The organism is Inquilinus limosus (genome assembly GCF_051487185.1).
GTDB lineage: Bacteria > Pseudomonadota > Alphaproteobacteria > DSM-16000 > Inquilinaceae > Inquilinus > Inquilinus limosus_F.
On the sequence record NZ_JAHVDK010000033.1, the window covers coordinates 1 to 16,938 of the forward strand.

Here is a 16,938-nt window from a genome sequence, read left to right on the forward strand (position 1 = left end):
CCCGCGACGCCGTCCCCGGCGACCTGCCCTCCGCGCCGCCGGGCGGCCGGCAGGTCGCCGATGCCGCGCGCCAGGCCGCGGGGACGGCCGGGGACGCGGCAAAGCAGGCCGCGGCCAAGGCGGCGTCGGACATGCTCAAGAAACTGTGATCGCAGCGAAAGACGAGGCCTCGGGTGGCTCAGACCAGCGTAAATCGCGACTTCTCGATCAGCGTTCCGGACAACTGGACGGACCGCACCATGACCATCTTCGCGGCGCCGGCCAAGGCCGGCCAGCCGGTGACGCCGAACGTCCTGGTGGCGTCGGACCGGGTGAAGACCGGCGAGGATCTCGACGCCTTCGTGTCGCGGCAGGTGCATGACCTGGGCCACCGGGCCAAGGATTTCCGGCTGAAGCTGCGCCGCGAGGGCGTGCTGGATGGCCGGGACTGCGTCGAGATCGTGTTTCGCTGGAACAGCGTGGAGCAGGGTTTCCTGCAGCAGCGCCAGGTCTATGCGATGATCGACGCGGCGCGGGTCCTGACCATCACCAACACTGCATCGGAGGCCGATTTCCCGGCCGCGGACAAGACCTTCCAGCGCATCCTCGGCACCTTCTCCTGGGCCGCGCCGGCGGCACCGACGGCCTGACGGTCCACCCATGGACTCCGCCTTCGCCGCCGCCCGTCTCGGGGACCCGATCGCCCACAGCAGCGCGATGATGGGCTTCCTGGTGGGTGCGCTCGTCGGCGCCGTGGTCGGCGTGGCCATCGTGGCGGCGACGGTCGCCACCGGCGGCGCGGCGCTGGCGGTGGTCGCGGCGGTCGGCGGGGCGGTGGCCGCAACGGGGGGAGGCGCGCTCGCGGGGATGAGCATCGGTCAGGAGTACACGACCGTCACCGGAGCGATCTCCACCGGCGCCTTCACCGTCTTCATCAACAACCGTCCGGCGGCGCGGGCAACCTCGGCGCCGGCGACCATGGACGTAGCCGCCTGCAGCGACCACCAGAGCCCGCAGTTCCTGGCCGAGGGCAGCCGGACCGTGTTCATCGAGATGGGGGCGGCCTCGCGCAAGGGCGACCGCACCGTCTGCGATGCCAAGATCTCCGAGGGGTCGCCGAACGTCTTCATCGGCGCCGATCCCGGGCAGTACCGCGCGATCAGCCCCGAGGTGCCGCAGGTCCTGCAGCAGATCGCACAGGGCATGGTGATCGTCGGCACAGCGGTGGCGCTGCTCGCTGGCGGCGCAGCCGCGTTCATCGGTGGGGCCAGCGCCTGCGGCACGACGCTGGGCGGGTTCATGGCGTTGGGGCGGTTCGGCCTCACCGCAGGCCTCGGAGCGGCTGGCGGATGGGGTGGAACCAAGCTCGGCGGCACCATCGGCGAGGTCTTGGGCGGCGCCAAGGGCCGCGCTTGGGGCGAAGCGATCGGCGGGTTTGCGGGGGGCATGGCCGGCGGCTATGCCGGCAACAAGCTGGGGCCGCGCGTCTTCAGGGCGGATCCGATCGATGTGGCCACCGGCGAGCTGGCCTCGAACGAGACCGATTTCGAGCTGCCCGGGCCGTTGCCCCTGACCTGGTCCCGCCTGTGGATCTCCAGCTCGACGATCGACGGCGAACTCGGGCGCGGCTGGCACAATTCGCTGGACATGGCTCTGATCCTGCCCGGCGGCGGGCGCAGTCTGTTCACCCTGCGTCACGACGACGGGCGGTATGTGCTGTTCGAGCCGCCGAGACCCGGCCATCCGTCGCTCAACACGGCGGAGCGGCTGATCCTCCACACGGAGGGCGACCGCTTCTGGGTGACCGACTACAGCGGGCTGCGCTTCGATTTCGCGACGGGAGCGGTTGTCGGGCTGCGGCACCTCGTCGGCATAGCCGACCCGAACGGCAACGCGATCGTGGTCGACCGCGGCCCCGACGGGCGCTTGCAGCGCATCGTCGACAGCGGCGGTCGCACGCTCGATGTCGCAACCGACGCGGCGGGCCGGATCCTGGCCATTGACGGCCAGGCGCCGTCGGGCGACGGGAAGCTGCGGCTCGTTGCCTATCGCTATGATGCCTCGGGCCATCTTCTGGAGGTGCGCAGGGCGGGTGGCGCCGTCTTCTCGTACGAGTATCAGGGCGACCTGATGGTCCGTCGGGTCCGCCCGGGCGGACTGGCGTTTCATTTCGAGTGGGATGATCCGGCGCGCGGTAAGGCGGCCCGCTGTGTGAACACTTGGGGGGACGGCGGATACTTCCGCTGTCGCTTCGCCTACGACGAGGCAAATCGTAGGACGACCGTCCGGGACGGACGCGGCGGCGTCACCGAGTACCACTGGAACGAGCTCGGTCTCGTGACGCTGGAGATCGATACCTGCGGCGGCCGCATCGTGCGTGACTACGACGGGGCGGGCCGCGTGGTGCTCGCCATCAACCCGATCGGCGGGCGGTCGGGTTGGGCCTATGACGATCTGGGGCGTCCGGCGCAGATCGTGGACCCGATCGGCGGCGTCATTCGCCTGCGCTACGCGGCGGATGGGCGGGAGGCGCTGACGCTCCCCTGCCTCGATGAGCCGATCGAGGTGGAGGAGCCGGGCGGCAGACGCCACCAATTCGAGTATGACGCGCGCGGCAACCTGGCCCGCTATGTCGATCCGGCAGGCCGGGAACAGCGCTACGTCCGTGATCTGCGCGGCCTCCCGATCGCCGTCCTCGATGCGGAGGGCATTCGCAGCCGCTTTGGCTGGACCACAGCCGGAAACCTTGCCTGGGAGGCGACGGAGCGCGGTGTATGCCGGCGGTTCGACCATGATGCCCTAGGGCGGCTGGTCGCCGGCCAGATCGTCGGGGAAGCGCCGATCCGCCTGATGCGGGACGATGCCGGCCGCGTGATCCGGATCGATAGGCCCGATGGCGCCCGGACCGTGCTGGCCTATGATCCGGAAGGCCGTGTCACCTTGCATCGCGACGCGGCCGGGCGCGAAACCGCCTGGGCGTATGACGGCCTGCCATACCCGGTTCGTCGGTCCAACCCGGACGGCAGCGTCTTGAGCTACCGCTATGACAGCGAGCTCAATCTGATCGGGCTGATCAACCCGAAGGGTGAACACTACGTTTTCGACTACGACCTCGCCGGCCGGCGTGTTCGGGAAGTCGGCTTCGATGGGCGCGAGCAGCGCTACATCTACGATATGGCCGGCCGTCTCCTCCGGCATGATGATGCGGGAGGGCGGGTCACAGAATATCGTCGTGATCCGCTGGGGCGCCTTCTCGAGAAGCGGTTCGCCGACGGAACGGTTCATCGCTTCGACTATGATCCGGCGGGCCGGTTGTCCCAGGCAATCAACCCGACGCGCTCGGTCCGCTTCGTCTACGACGCGGCCGGCGATCTGTTGGAGGAGCATCAGGACCAGCATGTCCTGCGTCACCGCTACGACGGGCGGCGACGTCGTGTTGCGACGGTGCTTCCGGACGGACGTGAAATCGCGATCGGTTACGACGATACCGACGAATTCGCCGATATCGGCTTCGCCGGTCGAGCGGTGGCGCGCGTCGAGCGGAACGACGCCGGGCGGGAAGTCGCTCGGCAGACGGGGGCGCTGCAATCGGTCAGCGAATACGACCCGCAGGGCCGGCTGGCGCGCCGAAGCGCATGGGCGGAGGGCAAGCCGGCAGACCCGGTGCTGGGCCGGTGGTACCGATACGACCCTGCGGATCTGATCGTCTCGATCGGCGACTGGCATCGCGGCGTCCGGAACTACAGATACGATGCCTGCGAACGGTTGCTGCAGGTGACCGGCGACCGGCCGGAGGATTTCGTCGTCGACCCCGCCGGCAATATTCTCGCCTCGGGAGAGGCGGCGGATGTCCTCGGCGGCGCCGCGCGCGGCGACCGGCTGCTGGTCCACGGCGACCGGCACTTCGAGTACGACGCCAGCGGCAACCGCATCCGCGAGGCCAGGGGCGCCCGTCAAGGCGTAGAGGTCCTCTACGGCTACGGGCCGGACAACCAGCTGGCCTCGGTGATCGAGGTCAGCCGCCTCGGCCGGCGCGAGACGAAATTCGGCTATGACGCGCTGGGCCGCCGCGTGTGGAAGGAGACGCGGGCCTGGGGGCCACCCGCGGCGAATCTGGCCGAGACACCGGTGCCGCTGCTCGCGGAGGCGCGGACGGAATTCCTTTGGACGGGGGACCTGCTCCTTGCCGAAGGCAGCGGGCGACCGGGCGCGGCGGTCTCCGACCCGCTCGCGGTGGTATATCTGTTCGAGCCGCGGAGCTTCCGGCCATTGGCGCAGATCCGGCGCGCCGAACCGAACGGCGAGGGGCAGGTCTTTCACTATCACTGCGATGTCGTCGGCACGCCGCAGGAAGTGACGAACGATGACGGCGCGATCGTATGGCAGGGGGAGCTGAAGGCCTGGGGCGGTGTGGCGGCAACCAGGATTGCCCTGGTGCCCAATCCGCTTCGGTTCCAGGGGCAGTATCACGACGTCGAAACCAATCTTCACTACAACAGATTTCGATATTTTGCGCCGGACGAAGGTTGTTTCATTGGCCCGGATCCGATTGGCCTTATGGGTGGCGAGAACTTGTACCGGTTCGCGCCGAACCCGATCATGTGGGTTGATCCGCTTGGATTAAGTTGCCACTGGGATCGCAACGTGAACCGGTGGAGGGACTCCCAGACCGGCAGATTCGCGGCCCGACCCACTGATCCCTCGCAGATGGTCCGAAACGGGAGAATGAATTACGCGGATGTTCAAGCGTGGTCGGCGCAAGGACAGCCGCAACCGGGAGGGCTGCCCAACATGTGGCAGCCCAATCCGCAGCAGTTCCCGACGGGGGGATTCAGATATCAGGAGGGCCCGTATCGCATGTGGGGGCACGGAATCAACCCGAACGCGGTCCAGAACTATCCGGGCTCGAATGCGGCAACGGGACCAACCGTCAGCATCAGGGGGCCAGGCGGGAACTATCTGGCGGGGCCCCCGCCGGGAGGAACCTTGCCGCCCGGAGCCGGCGGCCGTTGGGGACCATTCGCTTCCGACCCGAATGCCGCGCATATCCCCCTGGACAACTCGCCGTTCTAGCCATGTCGATCAAGGAACTCGCGTCTCTTGCAAGCCAGTATCCAACCATCATGAGTTTGGAGCAGGAGACGCATCTGATTCGAGAGATCGAGAAGCTCGAGTTGCGGGAAATCAAAGAGAATGTAGCGACCTTCAGTGACCTGATCGACCGGATACACGAATCGCATATAAGTAACGGAATCTTCGAGGTCGATAAGTCAAACGAAAATGTGTTCCTGGGATTTGCCCGCTGGTTGCGGTCCATAGAAGGCGTGGTGGGGATTCCTTTGGCCAGTATCGCGGATGACATCGGCCTCAGTGCCGACGACATAGCGAGATTGATGCCAGGAAAGAAGTAGACGCTAATCAACGCCGGAAGATGTGTCGGCGCAACCCGGCCGCCGTCGTCGGCGCCGGAACGTGCAACAACGGGGTGCCTGCCTCAGCTCGTCGGCGTCGTCCGGGCGATCTCGTCCACCAGGCCGCCGACCGAATCCAGCACCTGCTGCAGATCGGCGACGTCGGCGGCGCGGTCGCTGGTCGCGCGGTCGCGGTTGGCGGCCTCGCTCGCCTTGCTGCGGGCCAGCGCCAGGCGCCGCTGGGCATCATCCAGCTTGGCGGCGTCGGCGGCCGAAGCCTTGGCCCGCAGCGCGGCGATGCGGCGGTTCAGCTGCGCCATCCGGGTCCGCGCGGCGCCGAGCTCGCGGTCCACCTGCGCCTGCTCCTGCCGGATCGCGTCGGCCCGGGCCTGCAGCTGGGCCTGCTCGGCGCCGAGCGACGCCACCTCCGCCTGGCGTTGGTCGATCCGCTGCTGATAGCCGCCCGACATCAGATTGGTGACGCCGGTGATGAAGCCGCCCTCATGCGGGTCGCCGCTGCCGGCGCAGCCGGACACCGCGGCCGTTCCGGCCAGGGCGAGGATCGCTGCCAATCGTCTCGTCATCTCGGGTCCCCTTCGCTGCGCCGCGGCCGCGGCGCTACCGGTTCAGATCCTTCATCCATGCCGCGGGGTCGGCCGTGCCCTGGGCGCGATAGGCCTCCATATGCGCGACAAACAAGGCGGCATACGGGATCAGCTCGCCCGCATTGCGCGCCTGCAGCTCGCTCTTCAGCAGCTCGAACTGCGCCTGGATGACCTCCGGCGAATAGTCGCCGGCCATGGTGAAGACGGTGTCGGCGTAGTTCTCGAGCGACAGCCTCACCCCGACCCGCAGCGCCTCGCGCTGCGCCTCCATCTCGGCCACCTGCTGCTCGGCGCGGGCGAGGGCCTCGATGCCCTCCGCCCTGCCGTTGAGGCGCCGCTGCATCTCCGCCAGGGCCGGCCGCGCCACGTCGTCGATCGCCTTGCCGACGCTGGCCAGCCGCAGCTGGTCGGTGCGCAGCTTGTTGCCGAAGAAGGCGCCGAGATTGATCATCAGCCGGATGGCGCGGTCGCGCGCGTCGTTGCGCTCGGTGATCGCGTTGCGCAGATCCTGCGAGATCCGCTGCAGCCTGGCGCGCAGGGCCGGGTCGTCGGTGGTCAGGGCGGCGGTGTCGAGGTCGCGGATGGCGGTCGACTCCTGCTGCGCGGTCTCCTGCCCCGGATCGGGCGCCGCTAGCGCCTCGTATTCCTTCTGCAGCGCGGTCAGCCGCTCGGCCGAGACGATCGCCGGCGCGGCGATCACCAGCCGCAACCCGACCTGGCGCAGCGCCGTGGCTTGGCCGGTCTTCTCGGAGAAATAGGGCAACTCGGTGCGGGTGGCGCTACGCACCTGATCGAGTGGGGTCAGGAAGTCGCCGCCGCGGATGATGAAGCCGCCCGCCTGGCCGTGCAGCCGGCCGCGCCGGTTCAGCCGGAACGGCTCGAAGATCAGCTCCGAGGCGTTGCCGAGGATGTCGTAGAGGCCGAGCGGGTTCGGCTGCAGCAGCCCGACCGGATGGATCCGGCCGCCGGCCGACTGGCTGCCCTGGAACCAGATGGAACTGGCGGGGTTGCCGCCCGCCATCGGGAAGCGGTCGCCGACGAAGTCGAGCGCCGAGACCGCCATGCCGCCCCGCGCGGCGAACTCCCACTCCGCCTCGGTCGGCAGGCGCAGATAGCCCGACAGCTCGCCCTCCTTCGGCAGCTTGTCCCGGGCATGGGCCATCAGCCATTCGGTGTAGTGCTCGGCGAAGGCCAGCGCGTCGAACCAGGAGATGTCGACGACCGGCTCCCGGCCCCGCATGGTCGGCGGGCTGCAGGTGCCGCTCAACGCCTCGTACTGCGACCGGGTCACCTCGTATTTGCCGATATAGAAGTAGCGCCGGGTCTGGTCTCCGGTCGGGGTGAAGGCGCCCGCGATATTGTCGAAGCGGCGGTCGTCGATCACGCCCAGATCGGGGTCGGAGCCGCCGAGCGCCACCCGCATGTCGTTCAGCCAGCCGCCGCTCTCGACCTCGACGCGGCGGAAGGCCATGGCCCCGCCGCAGGGCATCGGCAGGACCAGGTCGTCCTCGGCCGGATGCGGGTTGGTGAAGGTCTGGGCCCACGGCGTCTCGGCGGACGGCATCTCAGCGGGCGGCGGCGTCTGGGCGGCAGCGGCCAGCGATGCGAGAACCACGACGATCCCCGCCAGTCGAACAGGCTGCCAAACGGGCATAGCGACGCCTCCTGTGCCGCCCCAGGCGCCGCGCCTCGGGCCTCGTGTTCGGGACATAGTCCTAACCGCGGGACCGGGCGCCGTCCAGACGGGCAAGATGGCTGATTTCTTTGGCGATGTTGGGGCATTCTGCGGTCAGCGGCCGATCGCGCCGCGGGCGCAACGGAGGATGCGAGACCTGTGCTGGAGGACGCTGTGACGCCGCCTCTGGTCGTGGCCGAGGGCATCGGCCGCCGCTTCGGCGGGCGCGGCGTGTTCGGCCTGAGCCGGCCGGTGCAGGCGGTGACCGATGTCAGCCTGGCGCTGGCGCGCGGCGAGACGGTCGGCCTGGTCGGCGAAAGCGGCTCGGGCAAGAGCACGATCGGCCGGCTGCTGCTCGGCCTGCAGCCGCTCAGCGCCGGGCGGGTGCTGTTCGACGGCACCGACCTCGCCGCGCTTGACCGGGCGGCGCTGCGGCGGCTGCGCCGGCGCATGCAGCTGGTGTTCCAGGACCCGTTCTCCAGCCTCGACCCGCGGCGCCGGGTCGGCGCCCAGATCGCCGACGGGCTGCGCATCCACCGCCTGGCCGATGCGGCGGAGCGCCGGCGCCGGGTGCGCGAGCTGCTGCTCCAGGTCGGGCTGCAGCCCGAGCATGCCGAGCGCTATCCGCACGCCTTCAGCGGCGGCCAGCGCCAGCGCATCGCCATCGCCCGGGCGCTGGCCACCCGGCCCGACTTCCTGGTAGCGGACGAGCCGGTCTCGGCCCTCGACGTCTCGGTCCAGGCCCAGGTGATGGCGCTCTTGTCCTCGCTCCGGGCCGAGCTCGGCCTGACCATGCTGTTCATCAGCCACGACCTGCCGGTGGTGCGGCATCTGTGCGACCGGGTCGTCGTGCTCTATCTCGGCCGGGTGATGGAGGAGGGGCCGGCGGCGGCGATCTTCACCGCGCCCCGCCACCCCTACACCCGGGCGCTGCTGTCGGCGGCGCCGCGCCTGGCGATGGCTGGCCGGCCACAGCGGATCCGCCTGGCCGGCGAGCCGCCGAGCCCGCACGACCCGCCCTCGGGCTGCGTCTTCCGCACCCGCTGCCCGCACGCCCTGCCGGCCTGCGCCGGGGCGGTGCCGCCGTTGCGCGAGGCGGCGCCCGGCCACCGCTTCGCCTGCATCCGCGACGATGTCTAGCCCGGGAGTTCCTGGGGGGATCTGGTGTGTGCTCGAAGGCGTCGGCGGCTACGCGGTCGGCGTAACGACGACATTGGAACCGTATGCCGCCAATCCCGTGATGACCCGCTCGACCTCCTCGATGCTTGTGTGTTTGGGATCGATGTCGTCCGCCACCACGCGGCCGCGGCGCATCACGACGATGCGGTCGACCACCTGGAAGACATGGTGGATGTTGTGGGCGATGAAGATGCAGGAATGCCCCGAATCCCGGGCGTTGCGCACGAAGCGCAGCACGCCTTGCGTCTCGGCCACGCCCAGATTGTTGGTCGGCTCGTCGAGGATGATCAGCTCGCTGTCGAAATGCATCGCGCGGGCGATCGCCACGGCCTGGCGCTCGCCGCCGGACAGCGAGCCGATCGGCGTGTCGGGCGGGATGTCCTTGCTGATGCCGACCTTCTTCATCAGGTCGCGCGCCACCGCCTCCATGGCGGCGTGGTCCATGCGGTTCAGCAGGCGCGGCCCCCGGATCGGCTCGCGGCCCAGGAACAGGTTGCGGGCGATCGACAGCTGCGTCACCAGCGCCGAGTCCTGGTAGATCGTCTCGATGCCGTGGGCGATCGCGTCGGTGGTGGTTCTGATCTCCACCTTGCGGCCGCGGATGAAGATGTCCCCGCTGGTCGGCAGCACGGCCCCCGAGAGGATCTTGATCAGCGTCGACTTGCCGGCGCCGTTGTCGCCCAGAAGGCCGACGATCTCGCGCTCGCCGACCGTCACGCTGACGTCCTCGAGCGCCCGGACCCGGCCGTAGAACTTGGTGATGTGGGCCATGCGGATCAGGGGTTCGGCCATCGCTGTCAGGTCCCCGCCTGGTGCCGGCGTTCGAGCCAGGAGTGCAGCGCCATCATCCCGAGGATGATCGCGCCGATGAAGATGTTGTAGGCCAGGCCGGGCACGCCGATCAGCACGATGCCGTTGCGCATCACCCGCAGGATGAAGATGCCCAGGACCGTGCCGAGGATGGTGCCGCGCCCGCCGCTCAGCGCCGTGCCGCCGATGACGACCATGGCGATGACCTCGAGCTCGTAGCCGGTGCCGCTGTTCGGGTTGGCCGCCGAGGTGCGGATCGAGCTGATCACCCCCGCCAGCGCGGCCATCGTGGCCGACAGCACGAACAGCGCGATCTTGGTGCGGCCGACGCGCACGCCGCGGGCCCGCGCCGCGCCGGGATTGCCGCCCGCGGCCTGGATCCAGTTGCCGGCCTTGGTCTGGTTCAGGACATAGCCCATCGCCACCGCGGCGGCGATGAACCAGAACAGCGACATGTAGAGGCGGAAGCCGCCGATGAAGAAGTCCCCGGCCAGCAGCTCGGCCAGCCAGTTGCCGCCGGCATTCCAGGTCCGCTGCGGGAAGCCGTCGGTGATGAACAGCGCGGTGCCGCGCACCACCAGCAGCATGCCGAGCGTGACCAGGAAGGACGGGATCCTGAGCCGGGTCACGAACCAGCCATTGACCAGCCCGACCAGGGCGGCGACGGCGATCGCGGCGACGAAGCCAACCTCCAGCGGCACGACGCCGCTGTTGAACAGCGTCCACATCAGCACCGGGGCGAAGCCGAAGACCGAGCCGACCGAGAGGTCGAATTCGCCGGACGTCATCAGCAGCGTCATGGCCAGCGCGATCAGGCCGAGCTCGACGGTGAAGGCCAGGGTGTTGCTGATGTTCTGGGGTGACAGGAATTCCGGATTGATGGCCCAGAAGACGGCGAGCTCGACCACCAGCAGGATGAACGGCCCGAATTCGGGCTTGGCCACCAGGCGATGGACGATCGACCGGTGGTCGAAGGACGGGCGGCCCCGGAGAGCGGCATCCGCGGCGGCACCGGCCGCCGCGGATGCCTCCGGCGCAGCGTCACTTGCCGGAGAGGATCTTGTCATAGATCTCGGCCTTGTCCTTCTCGTACAGCGCGCCGGTGATGACGTTGAATCCCGGCGGGATGCCGCCGGACGCCATCGCCGCCAGCGACAGGGCGACATAGCTGGTCGCCTGCGGATCCTGCCACTGCGCCGCGTTGACGTAGCCGTTGAGGACCTCCTGGGTGGTGTCGAGCGAATTGCCCCAGCCGACGACCGGGATCTCGCCGGGCTTGACGCCGACCTGGTCGAAGACGCGCTTGATGCTGCCGGTCACCAGGTCGCCCAGGCCGATGATGGCCTTGATCTTCTGCCGGTTGGCGGTGAGGTAGTCGACCATGCGGCTGATGACCTCGGCCTGATCCAGCGTGTTGTCGGTCACCTCCCAGGTGATGCCGAGCGGCTTGAACACGCTGGCGATGCCTTCCTCCTCCTGCACGCCATAGGTCGCGCCGGGGACCTCGACCGGCAGCCAGACGAAATCGCCCGACTTCACCAGGCCCTTGTCGACCAGGTATTGCGCCCAGTTCCGGCCGAAGGTGACGTTGTCGCCGCCGACATAGGCGTCGAAGCCGGCCTTGGGGTCGGGCGTGTTGAAGTTGATGATCGGGATGCCCGCGGCCTTCGCCTCCTTCACCACCTCGACCAGGCTGCCCGGGTCGGGGCTGGTGGTGACGATGCCGTCGGCCTTGGCGGAGATCGCCGCGCGCACCGCTTCCTGATGCGACGGCACATCGCCGTTGTGGAACGAAGTGTTCACTGTCTGGCCGGTATCGGCGGCCCATTGCTTGGCGCCGGCCAGGAAATAGGTCCAGACCGGGTCCGCCGGCGATCCGTGCGAGATCCAGTAATAGGTCTTGGCCTGGGCCATGGCGGGCGCGGCCAGCGCCAGCAGGACGCTGCACAGCAGCAGCGACAATCGCCTGAACATGCGCTCCTCCCCTTGTTATCGCCGCCTTCTCGCTATCGACGGGCGGACATGCGTCTAGACTGACACAGTTGCGGCCAGCCCGGCGACGGGGATCGCCATGGCTCCGGCCTCAGCCTTCCGGCTGCGTCTTGGCCTCGACGGTCTCGTCCCGCTCCGGGTCGAAGAAGGCGCGGTGGTCGGCGTCGAGCGTCAGGCCCAGGGCCTTGATCCGGTCGTCGGGCACCTTCTCCAGCCTGGTGTAGCTGGGATGGTGATGCGCCTTGTATGGGTCGTTCCAGGCGGCGTTGTAGCAGCACAGCATCACGTTGCGCGGGTGCTCGGACTTGTTCTGCTCCGAGGCGTGCAGCGTGTTGGCGTGGAAGAAGCAGGCGTCGCCCGGCTCCATCTCCATATAGTCGCGCGGCAGCCGCGCCAGCGCCTGGTTCACCCGCTCCATGTCGGCGCCGGTCTGGCCACCGACCCGGCCATGGTCGATCCGGCCCAGCTTGTGGCTGCCGCGGATCATCTGCAGGCAGCCGTTTTCCTTGGTCGCCCGGTCGACGGCGATGGCGACCGACAACATGTCGGGATAGAGGCAGCCATTGTTGTACCAGTACCCGTAATCCTGGTGCCAATCCCAGGCGCCGCCGGCCCGGGGCCGCTTCATCGTCAGCTTGGAATGGTAGTGGTAGACCTCGCCGCCCAGCAGCTTCTCGGCGCCGCCGACCATGCGCTCGCAGCGGGCAAAGGCGCCGAACAGGTCGTCGCCGGGGTGGTTCCACAGCGCCAGCTCGGTCGACCCGCCCAGGCTGTCCTTCAGCGCCACGACATGGCTGCGGATGCCCTCGTCCTGCGCGATCGCCTGTTGCAGCAGGCTGATCTCCTCGGCGTCGAAGAAGCCGCGCTTGACCACGTAGCCGTCGCGCCAGAAGGCAGCGTGGTCGGCCTCGGTCAGTTGGGGAAAGGGCATGGGGTCCTCCTGGTCTTTGAGTCCGGCTTCGCCGGCTGGCCGCTCACGGCAGGTTCTCTCTGGTGAAGATCTCGATCCGCACCGGCGCGACCGGCTGCGCCGGGCCCGGGCGGCTGTGGTGGCCCAGCAGCAGCCGCAGCGTCTCCGCTGCCTCGGCCCGCGGGTTCTGGTTGATCGCGGCGTCCATGATCCCGTCGATCAGGAAGCGGCGGGTGTGCGGCGTCAGCTCGTGGCCGATATAGACGATGCGCGGCGCGTCCGGCGGCCGCCGGCGCAGCACCTCGGCGACGCCGCGGTTGCCGCCGCCGATATTGTACAGGCCGATCAGCCCGGGATGGGCGGCCAGCAGCCGCTCCGTCACCGCGGCGCTCTGCTCGACGCTGTCATGGCCCTCGACCAGGGCCGGGACGGTCAGGTTCGGGAAGCGTTCGCGCAGCACGGCGCGGAAGCCGGCCTCGCGCTCCTCATGGCCGCGATAGGACAGGCTGCCGGCGATCAGCCCGACCTCGCCGCTGCGGCCGGCCAGGAAGCGGCCCATCAGGTCGCCGGCGGTGCGGCCGGCGGCGCGGTTGTCGACGCCGACATAGCCGATGCGGGCCGATTGCGGCAGGTCCGAGACCATTGTCGCGACCGGCACGCCGGCCGCCGCCAGCTCGGCCACCGCCTCGCGCACCGCCGGGTGGTCGAGGGCGATGAAGCCGACGCCGTCGCTGGCCTGGCCGACACGGCGCAGCGTCTCGGCCAGGCCGTCCGGATCGAAGCCCTCGATCAGGTGCAGCCGCGGCCGCACCCCGAAGGCGGTGAAGTCCTGCTCCGCCGCCAACACCGCCTCGCCCAGGTCGCGGATGAAGGTGTTGCTGCCGGCCGGCAGCACGATGTCGAACTGCAGCGCCCGGCCACGCGACAGCAGGCTGGCAGCCAGGTTGGGGGCATAGTTCAGCCGCTGCACCACCGCCTGCACCCGGCTCGCGGTCTCGGCGTTCACGCCCTCGCGGCCGTTCAGCACCCGGTCGACCGTGGCCAGGCTGACCCCAGCCTCGCGGGCGATGTCGACCATGCGGGCCTTGGCGGGGGAGGGGGAGGTGGCCTGCTTCATTCAGGTTCCGGTGCTCGTGTTGCCGATAGAGTTTCCCCCTCACCCTCCCGCCGCCTTCGGCGTCGGGCCCCTCCCTCTCCCCGAGGAGAGGGGTCGTTCACCTCTCCTCGGGGAGAGGTCGAAATCGCGCAGCGATTTCGGGTGAGGGGGAGGACTCCGGCCAAGCTTATAGCCCCAACGCCCGCAGCTTGCCGTCGATGAAGGCCTTGGCGCGGGGCACGTCGGCCTCCTCCAGATGCTCGATGATCAGCGGGATGTTCGGGTGCCGGCGGGACAGCCGCTGCAGATACAGGTCGTAGTTCAGCTCGCCCAGCCCCGGCGCCGGCAGCTCGATCTCGCCGACGCCGCGGAAGCTGTGCGCCTCCGATGCGTCGATGTCGGCGTGCTTCTCCGACTTGTCGGCGCCGGACCGCTTCACGTCCTTGGCATGGGCGATGCGGATGCGGTCGTCCAGCGCATCGAAGATCCGGTTCAGCTCGCGGTCCATCCGGTCGATGTTGTGCGCCTCGAAATAGTTGGTCGGGTCCATCAGCAGGCCGAGGCCCGGGCTGGGCACGTCGGCGAACAGGCGCAGCGTCTCCTCGACCGAGCCGATGACGTTGTTGACATAGGTCTCGACCAGGAAGACGGCGCCGTGGTCATAGGCGGTCTGGGCCAGCTCGGCGATCACCGCGCGGCACTCCTCGTAGCCTTCCTCGGTCTTGTTCTTCGGGTGGTGCACCCAGTCGCTCTCGGTGGCGAAGGTGCCGGTCTCGCTGATCACATAGGGGCTGCCCAGGTCGCGGGCATGGCGGATCAGCGTCCGCAGATGCTCCAGCTTCGCCTGCCGCGCCGCCGGGTCCGGATGGACGATGTTGGTGTAGCCGCTGATCGCGCAGACCGGCAGGTTGTGGTCGCGGAAGGTCTCGCGGATGGTCCGGCATTTCTCCCGCGTGATCGCGCTCGTCGACAGGTCCATGTCCTTGAAGGCGAGGTCGAGCTGGACGGTGTTGAACCCCAGCGACCGGATCTTCTTCGCCGTCTCCGGCAGCGAATAGGGGAAGTAGCCGGAGAAGATGCCCACCTGGATCATGACGCGTTCCTCCGTGTTTTCTCGTTGTCAGACGCCGAACTCCGCCAGGCGGACGGCGCGCTTTTCGCTCAGGGACCGGTAGGCGGCCTCGACCAGAGCCATGGTGCGGACGTTGTCGGCGCCGCTCAGCAGCGGCGGCTCGCCGGTCTTCACCGCATATTGCAGCTGCTCCATCACGCCCTTGAAGGCGTGCGGGAACCACATCGTGTCCCAACTCGGGCGCATCCATTGGCCGCCGGTCTCCGGGGCGCAATAGGCCAGCGTGCTGGGGCTGCCCTTCGGATAGTCCGGCCAGCCGATGGTGCCCTGGGCGAGGCCCTTGGTGCCCTCGACCCGCCATTTGATGTAGATGTCGCTCGCGAAGCCCTCCTGGCGCGGGCCGGACCAGACATCCTCCAGGCTCACCGCCACCAGCCCGCCCGGGAAGGACAGGGTGGAGCAGCAGATGCCGTCGCGATGCGGAAAGCCGGTGCGCGGGTCGGTCCGCGCCGCCGTGTAGATCTCGACCGGGTCGCCGAACAGGAAGCGCAGCACGTCGAGATGGTGGATGCTCATATTGAGCAGCGTCAGCCGGTCATAGGCCTCGAGGAAGGGCTGCCAGTGCGGGATCGCCCGCATCTCGATCGTCGCCAGCACCGGCGTGCCCAGCGCGCCGCGGTCCAGCAGCTGCTTCAGCACCCGCATCGACTGGTCGAAGCGCATGTTCTGGTTGACCGACAGCACCTTGCCGGCGGCCGCGGCCTCTTCGACGAGGCGCTTGGCCTCGGCATGGTCCATCGCCAGCGGCTTCTGCGCCAGGATCGCCTTGATGTGCGGCTGGCGCAGCGCCTGGCGGATCAGGTCCGGCTGCTGGTCGGGCGGGAAGGCGATGTCGAGGATCTCGACCTCGGGGTCGGCGATCAGCGCCGCCGGCGTGGCGTGGACCCGGGGGATGCCCCAGCGCTCGGCCACCGCCTGCGCCTTGTCCGGAGTGCGGCTGGCGATGGCGACGACCGGGAACCCCGCCTCGCGATACGCCGCCAGCTGCACATCCGCCATGATGAACCCGGCCCCGATCGCGCCGATGCGATGGTCGCGGCAACGGATCTCGGGGTCGGGCGTGAAACCCGACGACACCTCCACGACGGCCTCCCTTGACGTGTTTTGAGGTACGTTACCGACTCACGCCGTCGCAGACAAGCGGGTGAATATCCTCCTGTAGAAGGACCATCACTTCGATCGTTGATCAGGCTTGACGTACGTTACCGGCGCTTCGGCGCGCCTGCGCCGTCAGCTCCGTGCGGCCAGGCCCCAGCGCGCCATCTCGCCCGTCAGCGTCTCGCGGTCGGCGGGGTCGAGGGCCGGCAGGCCGGGCAGGCGCACCTGGCCGACCGGGAAGCCGAGCAGCCCGAGCGCCTCCTTGACCACGGTGACATTGGCGCCGTTGCCGTAGCGGGTGCGCAGCGCCTCGAAGCGCGCGATCTCGGCCACCAGGGCGCGGGCCTTGGCATAGTCGCCCGCCTCCAGCGCCGCGTGGATGGCCAGCGACCGGGCCGGGTCGACATTGACCAGGCCGGAGGTGAAGCCGCGGGCGCCGAGCGCGTAGAAGGGCGCGGCCCAGCCCTCGGCCAGGCCGCAGACCCAGACCGCTGTGCCGGCGTCGCTCGACCGTACGCATTCGGCCAGCAGCATCAGGTTGGTGGTGGCGAATTTCACGCCGACGACATTGGGGTGGTTGGCGACCGACAGCAGATCGGCGAGGCCCATGGCGTCGGAGCGCACATAGGCCACGAGCGGCAGGTCGACCGCGTCCGCGATCGCCCGGAAATAGGCGGCCTGGGCCTGCGGCGCGGCGAAGGGGTCGAGCGGCTGGTGCGACATGATCGCGTCCGCCCCGGCCTCCTTGGCGCGGCGGCCGAGGGCGATCGCCTCGGTCAGCGACCGGCCGACGGCGGCGATCACCCGGCTGCGGCCGGCGGCGGCCGAAACCGCGGCGTCGTGCACCAGGCGCACCTCGTCGGGCGACAGGGCGTAGAATTCGCCGGTGTTGCCGGCGGCGACGACATTGTGGATGCCGCCGGCGGCGATGCGGTCGACGATGCGGGCGGTGAGATCCGCGTCGACGCCGCCATCGGCCGAATAGGCGGTCGCATGCACGCCCGAGATGCCGCACAGCGCGCGCCGCAGGCCGTTCTGGATGTCCATTCTC

The 16,938-nt window shown here is 69.2% G+C and carries 14 protein-coding genes; 4 read left to right on the forward strand and 10 right to left on the reverse strand.

Translation table 11 applies throughout. The features are described from left to right. The first annotated feature begins 173 nt into the window (after positions 1-173). The 3 genes from KXR53_RS29585 to KXR53_RS29595 are packed head-to-tail and all read left to right on the forward strand — an operon-like array spanning position 174 to position 5,390. Positions 174-629 carry a DcrB-related protein gene (locus KXR53_RS29585; RefSeq protein ID WP_437379023.1) on the forward strand — a complete coding sequence of 152 codons (456 nt, stop codon included), beginning with the start codon at positions 174-176 and terminating at the stop codon, positions 627-629. Positions 630-639: 10 nt separating this feature from the next. Then, entirely contained in the window at positions 640-5,052 is a 4,413-nt protein-coding gene (locus KXR53_RS29590; protein WP_437379025.1) for an RHS repeat-associated core domain-containing protein, read from the forward strand. A gap of 2 nt (positions 5,053-5,054) precedes the next feature. Beyond that, positions 5,055-5,390, forward strand: a complete 336-nt coding sequence (locus KXR53_RS29595) for a hypothetical protein (protein ID WP_437379027.1) — start codon at positions 5,055-5,057, stop codon at positions 5,388-5,390. An 83-nt stretch (positions 5,391-5,473) separates the two neighbouring features. Here the strand turns inward: KXR53_RS29595 and KXR53_RS29600 are convergent, their stop codons facing one another. Both KXR53_RS29600 and KXR53_RS29605 read right to left on the reverse strand, forming a co-directional pair. Beyond that, entirely contained in the window at positions 5,474-5,974 is a 501-nt protein-coding gene (locus KXR53_RS29600) for a hypothetical protein (protein ID WP_437379029.1), read from the reverse strand. Positions 5,975-6,008: 34 nt separating this feature from the next. Next, on the reverse strand, positions 6,009-7,649 hold the full coding sequence (locus KXR53_RS29605) for a formylglycine-generating enzyme family protein (protein WP_437379032.1): 1,641 nt from the start codon (positions 7,647-7,649) through the stop codon (positions 6,009-6,011). A 180-nt stretch (positions 7,650-7,829) separates the two neighbouring features. Here KXR53_RS29605 and KXR53_RS29610 point away from each other — a divergent pair, with 180 nt between their 5' ends. Next, positions 7,830-8,810 (forward strand): ABC transporter ATP-binding protein, encoded by a 981-nt coding sequence (locus tag KXR53_RS29610; RefSeq protein WP_437379034.1) that lies wholly within the window; start codon positions 7,830-7,832, stop codon positions 8,808-8,810. A 48-nt stretch (positions 8,811-8,858) separates the two neighbouring features. Here the strand turns inward: KXR53_RS29610 and KXR53_RS29615 are convergent, their stop codons facing one another. From KXR53_RS29615 to KXR53_RS29650, 8 genes are all read right to left on the reverse strand, one after another. Then, the gene (locus KXR53_RS29615; RefSeq protein WP_437379037.1) at positions 8,859-9,641 is read right to left on the reverse strand and encodes an ATP-binding cassette domain-containing protein; all 783 of its coding nucleotides are present in this window, start codon (positions 9,639-9,641) and stop codon (positions 8,859-8,861) included. A 5-nt stretch (positions 9,642-9,646) separates the two neighbouring features. Then, complete coding sequence (locus KXR53_RS29620; RefSeq protein WP_437379039.1) at positions 9,647-10,726, reverse strand: ABC transporter permease; 1,080 nt, start codon at positions 10,724-10,726, stop codon at positions 9,647-9,649. Then, entirely contained in the window at positions 10,701-11,633 is a 933-nt protein-coding gene (locus KXR53_RS29625) for a sugar ABC transporter substrate-binding protein (RefSeq protein WP_437379041.1), read from the reverse strand. The genes KXR53_RS29620 and KXR53_RS29625 overlap by 26 nt, the downstream gene beginning before the upstream one ends. A gap of 109 nt (positions 11,634-11,742) precedes the next feature. Further along, positions 11,743-12,582, reverse strand: coding sequence for a phytanoyl-CoA dioxygenase family protein (locus tag KXR53_RS29630; protein WP_437379043.1), 840 nt, complete (start codon positions 12,580-12,582; stop codon positions 11,743-11,745). Positions 12,583-12,625: 43 nt separating this feature from the next. Beyond that, positions 12,626-13,678, reverse strand: a complete 1,053-nt coding sequence (locus tag KXR53_RS29635; RefSeq protein WP_437379045.1) for a LacI family DNA-binding transcriptional regulator — start codon at positions 13,676-13,678, stop codon at positions 12,626-12,628. Between the two features lie 166 nt (positions 13,679-13,844). Continuing rightward, positions 13,845-14,750 carry a sugar phosphate isomerase/epimerase family protein gene (locus KXR53_RS29640; RefSeq protein WP_437379047.1) on the reverse strand — a complete coding sequence of 302 codons (906 nt, stop codon included), beginning with the start codon at positions 14,748-14,750 and terminating at the stop codon, positions 13,845-13,847. Between the two features lie 27 nt (positions 14,751-14,777). Then, on the reverse strand, positions 14,778-15,872 hold the full coding sequence (locus tag KXR53_RS29645; protein ID WP_437379049.1) for a Gfo/Idh/MocA family protein: 1,095 nt from the start codon (positions 15,870-15,872) through the stop codon (positions 14,778-14,780). A gap of 147 nt (positions 15,873-16,019) precedes the next feature. Beyond that, the gene (locus KXR53_RS29650) at positions 16,020-16,934 is read right to left on the reverse strand and encodes a dihydrodipicolinate synthase family protein (RefSeq protein WP_437379051.1); all 915 of its coding nucleotides are present in this window, start codon (positions 16,932-16,934) and stop codon (positions 16,020-16,022) included. Between the last annotated feature and the right edge of the window lie 4 nt (positions 16,935-16,938).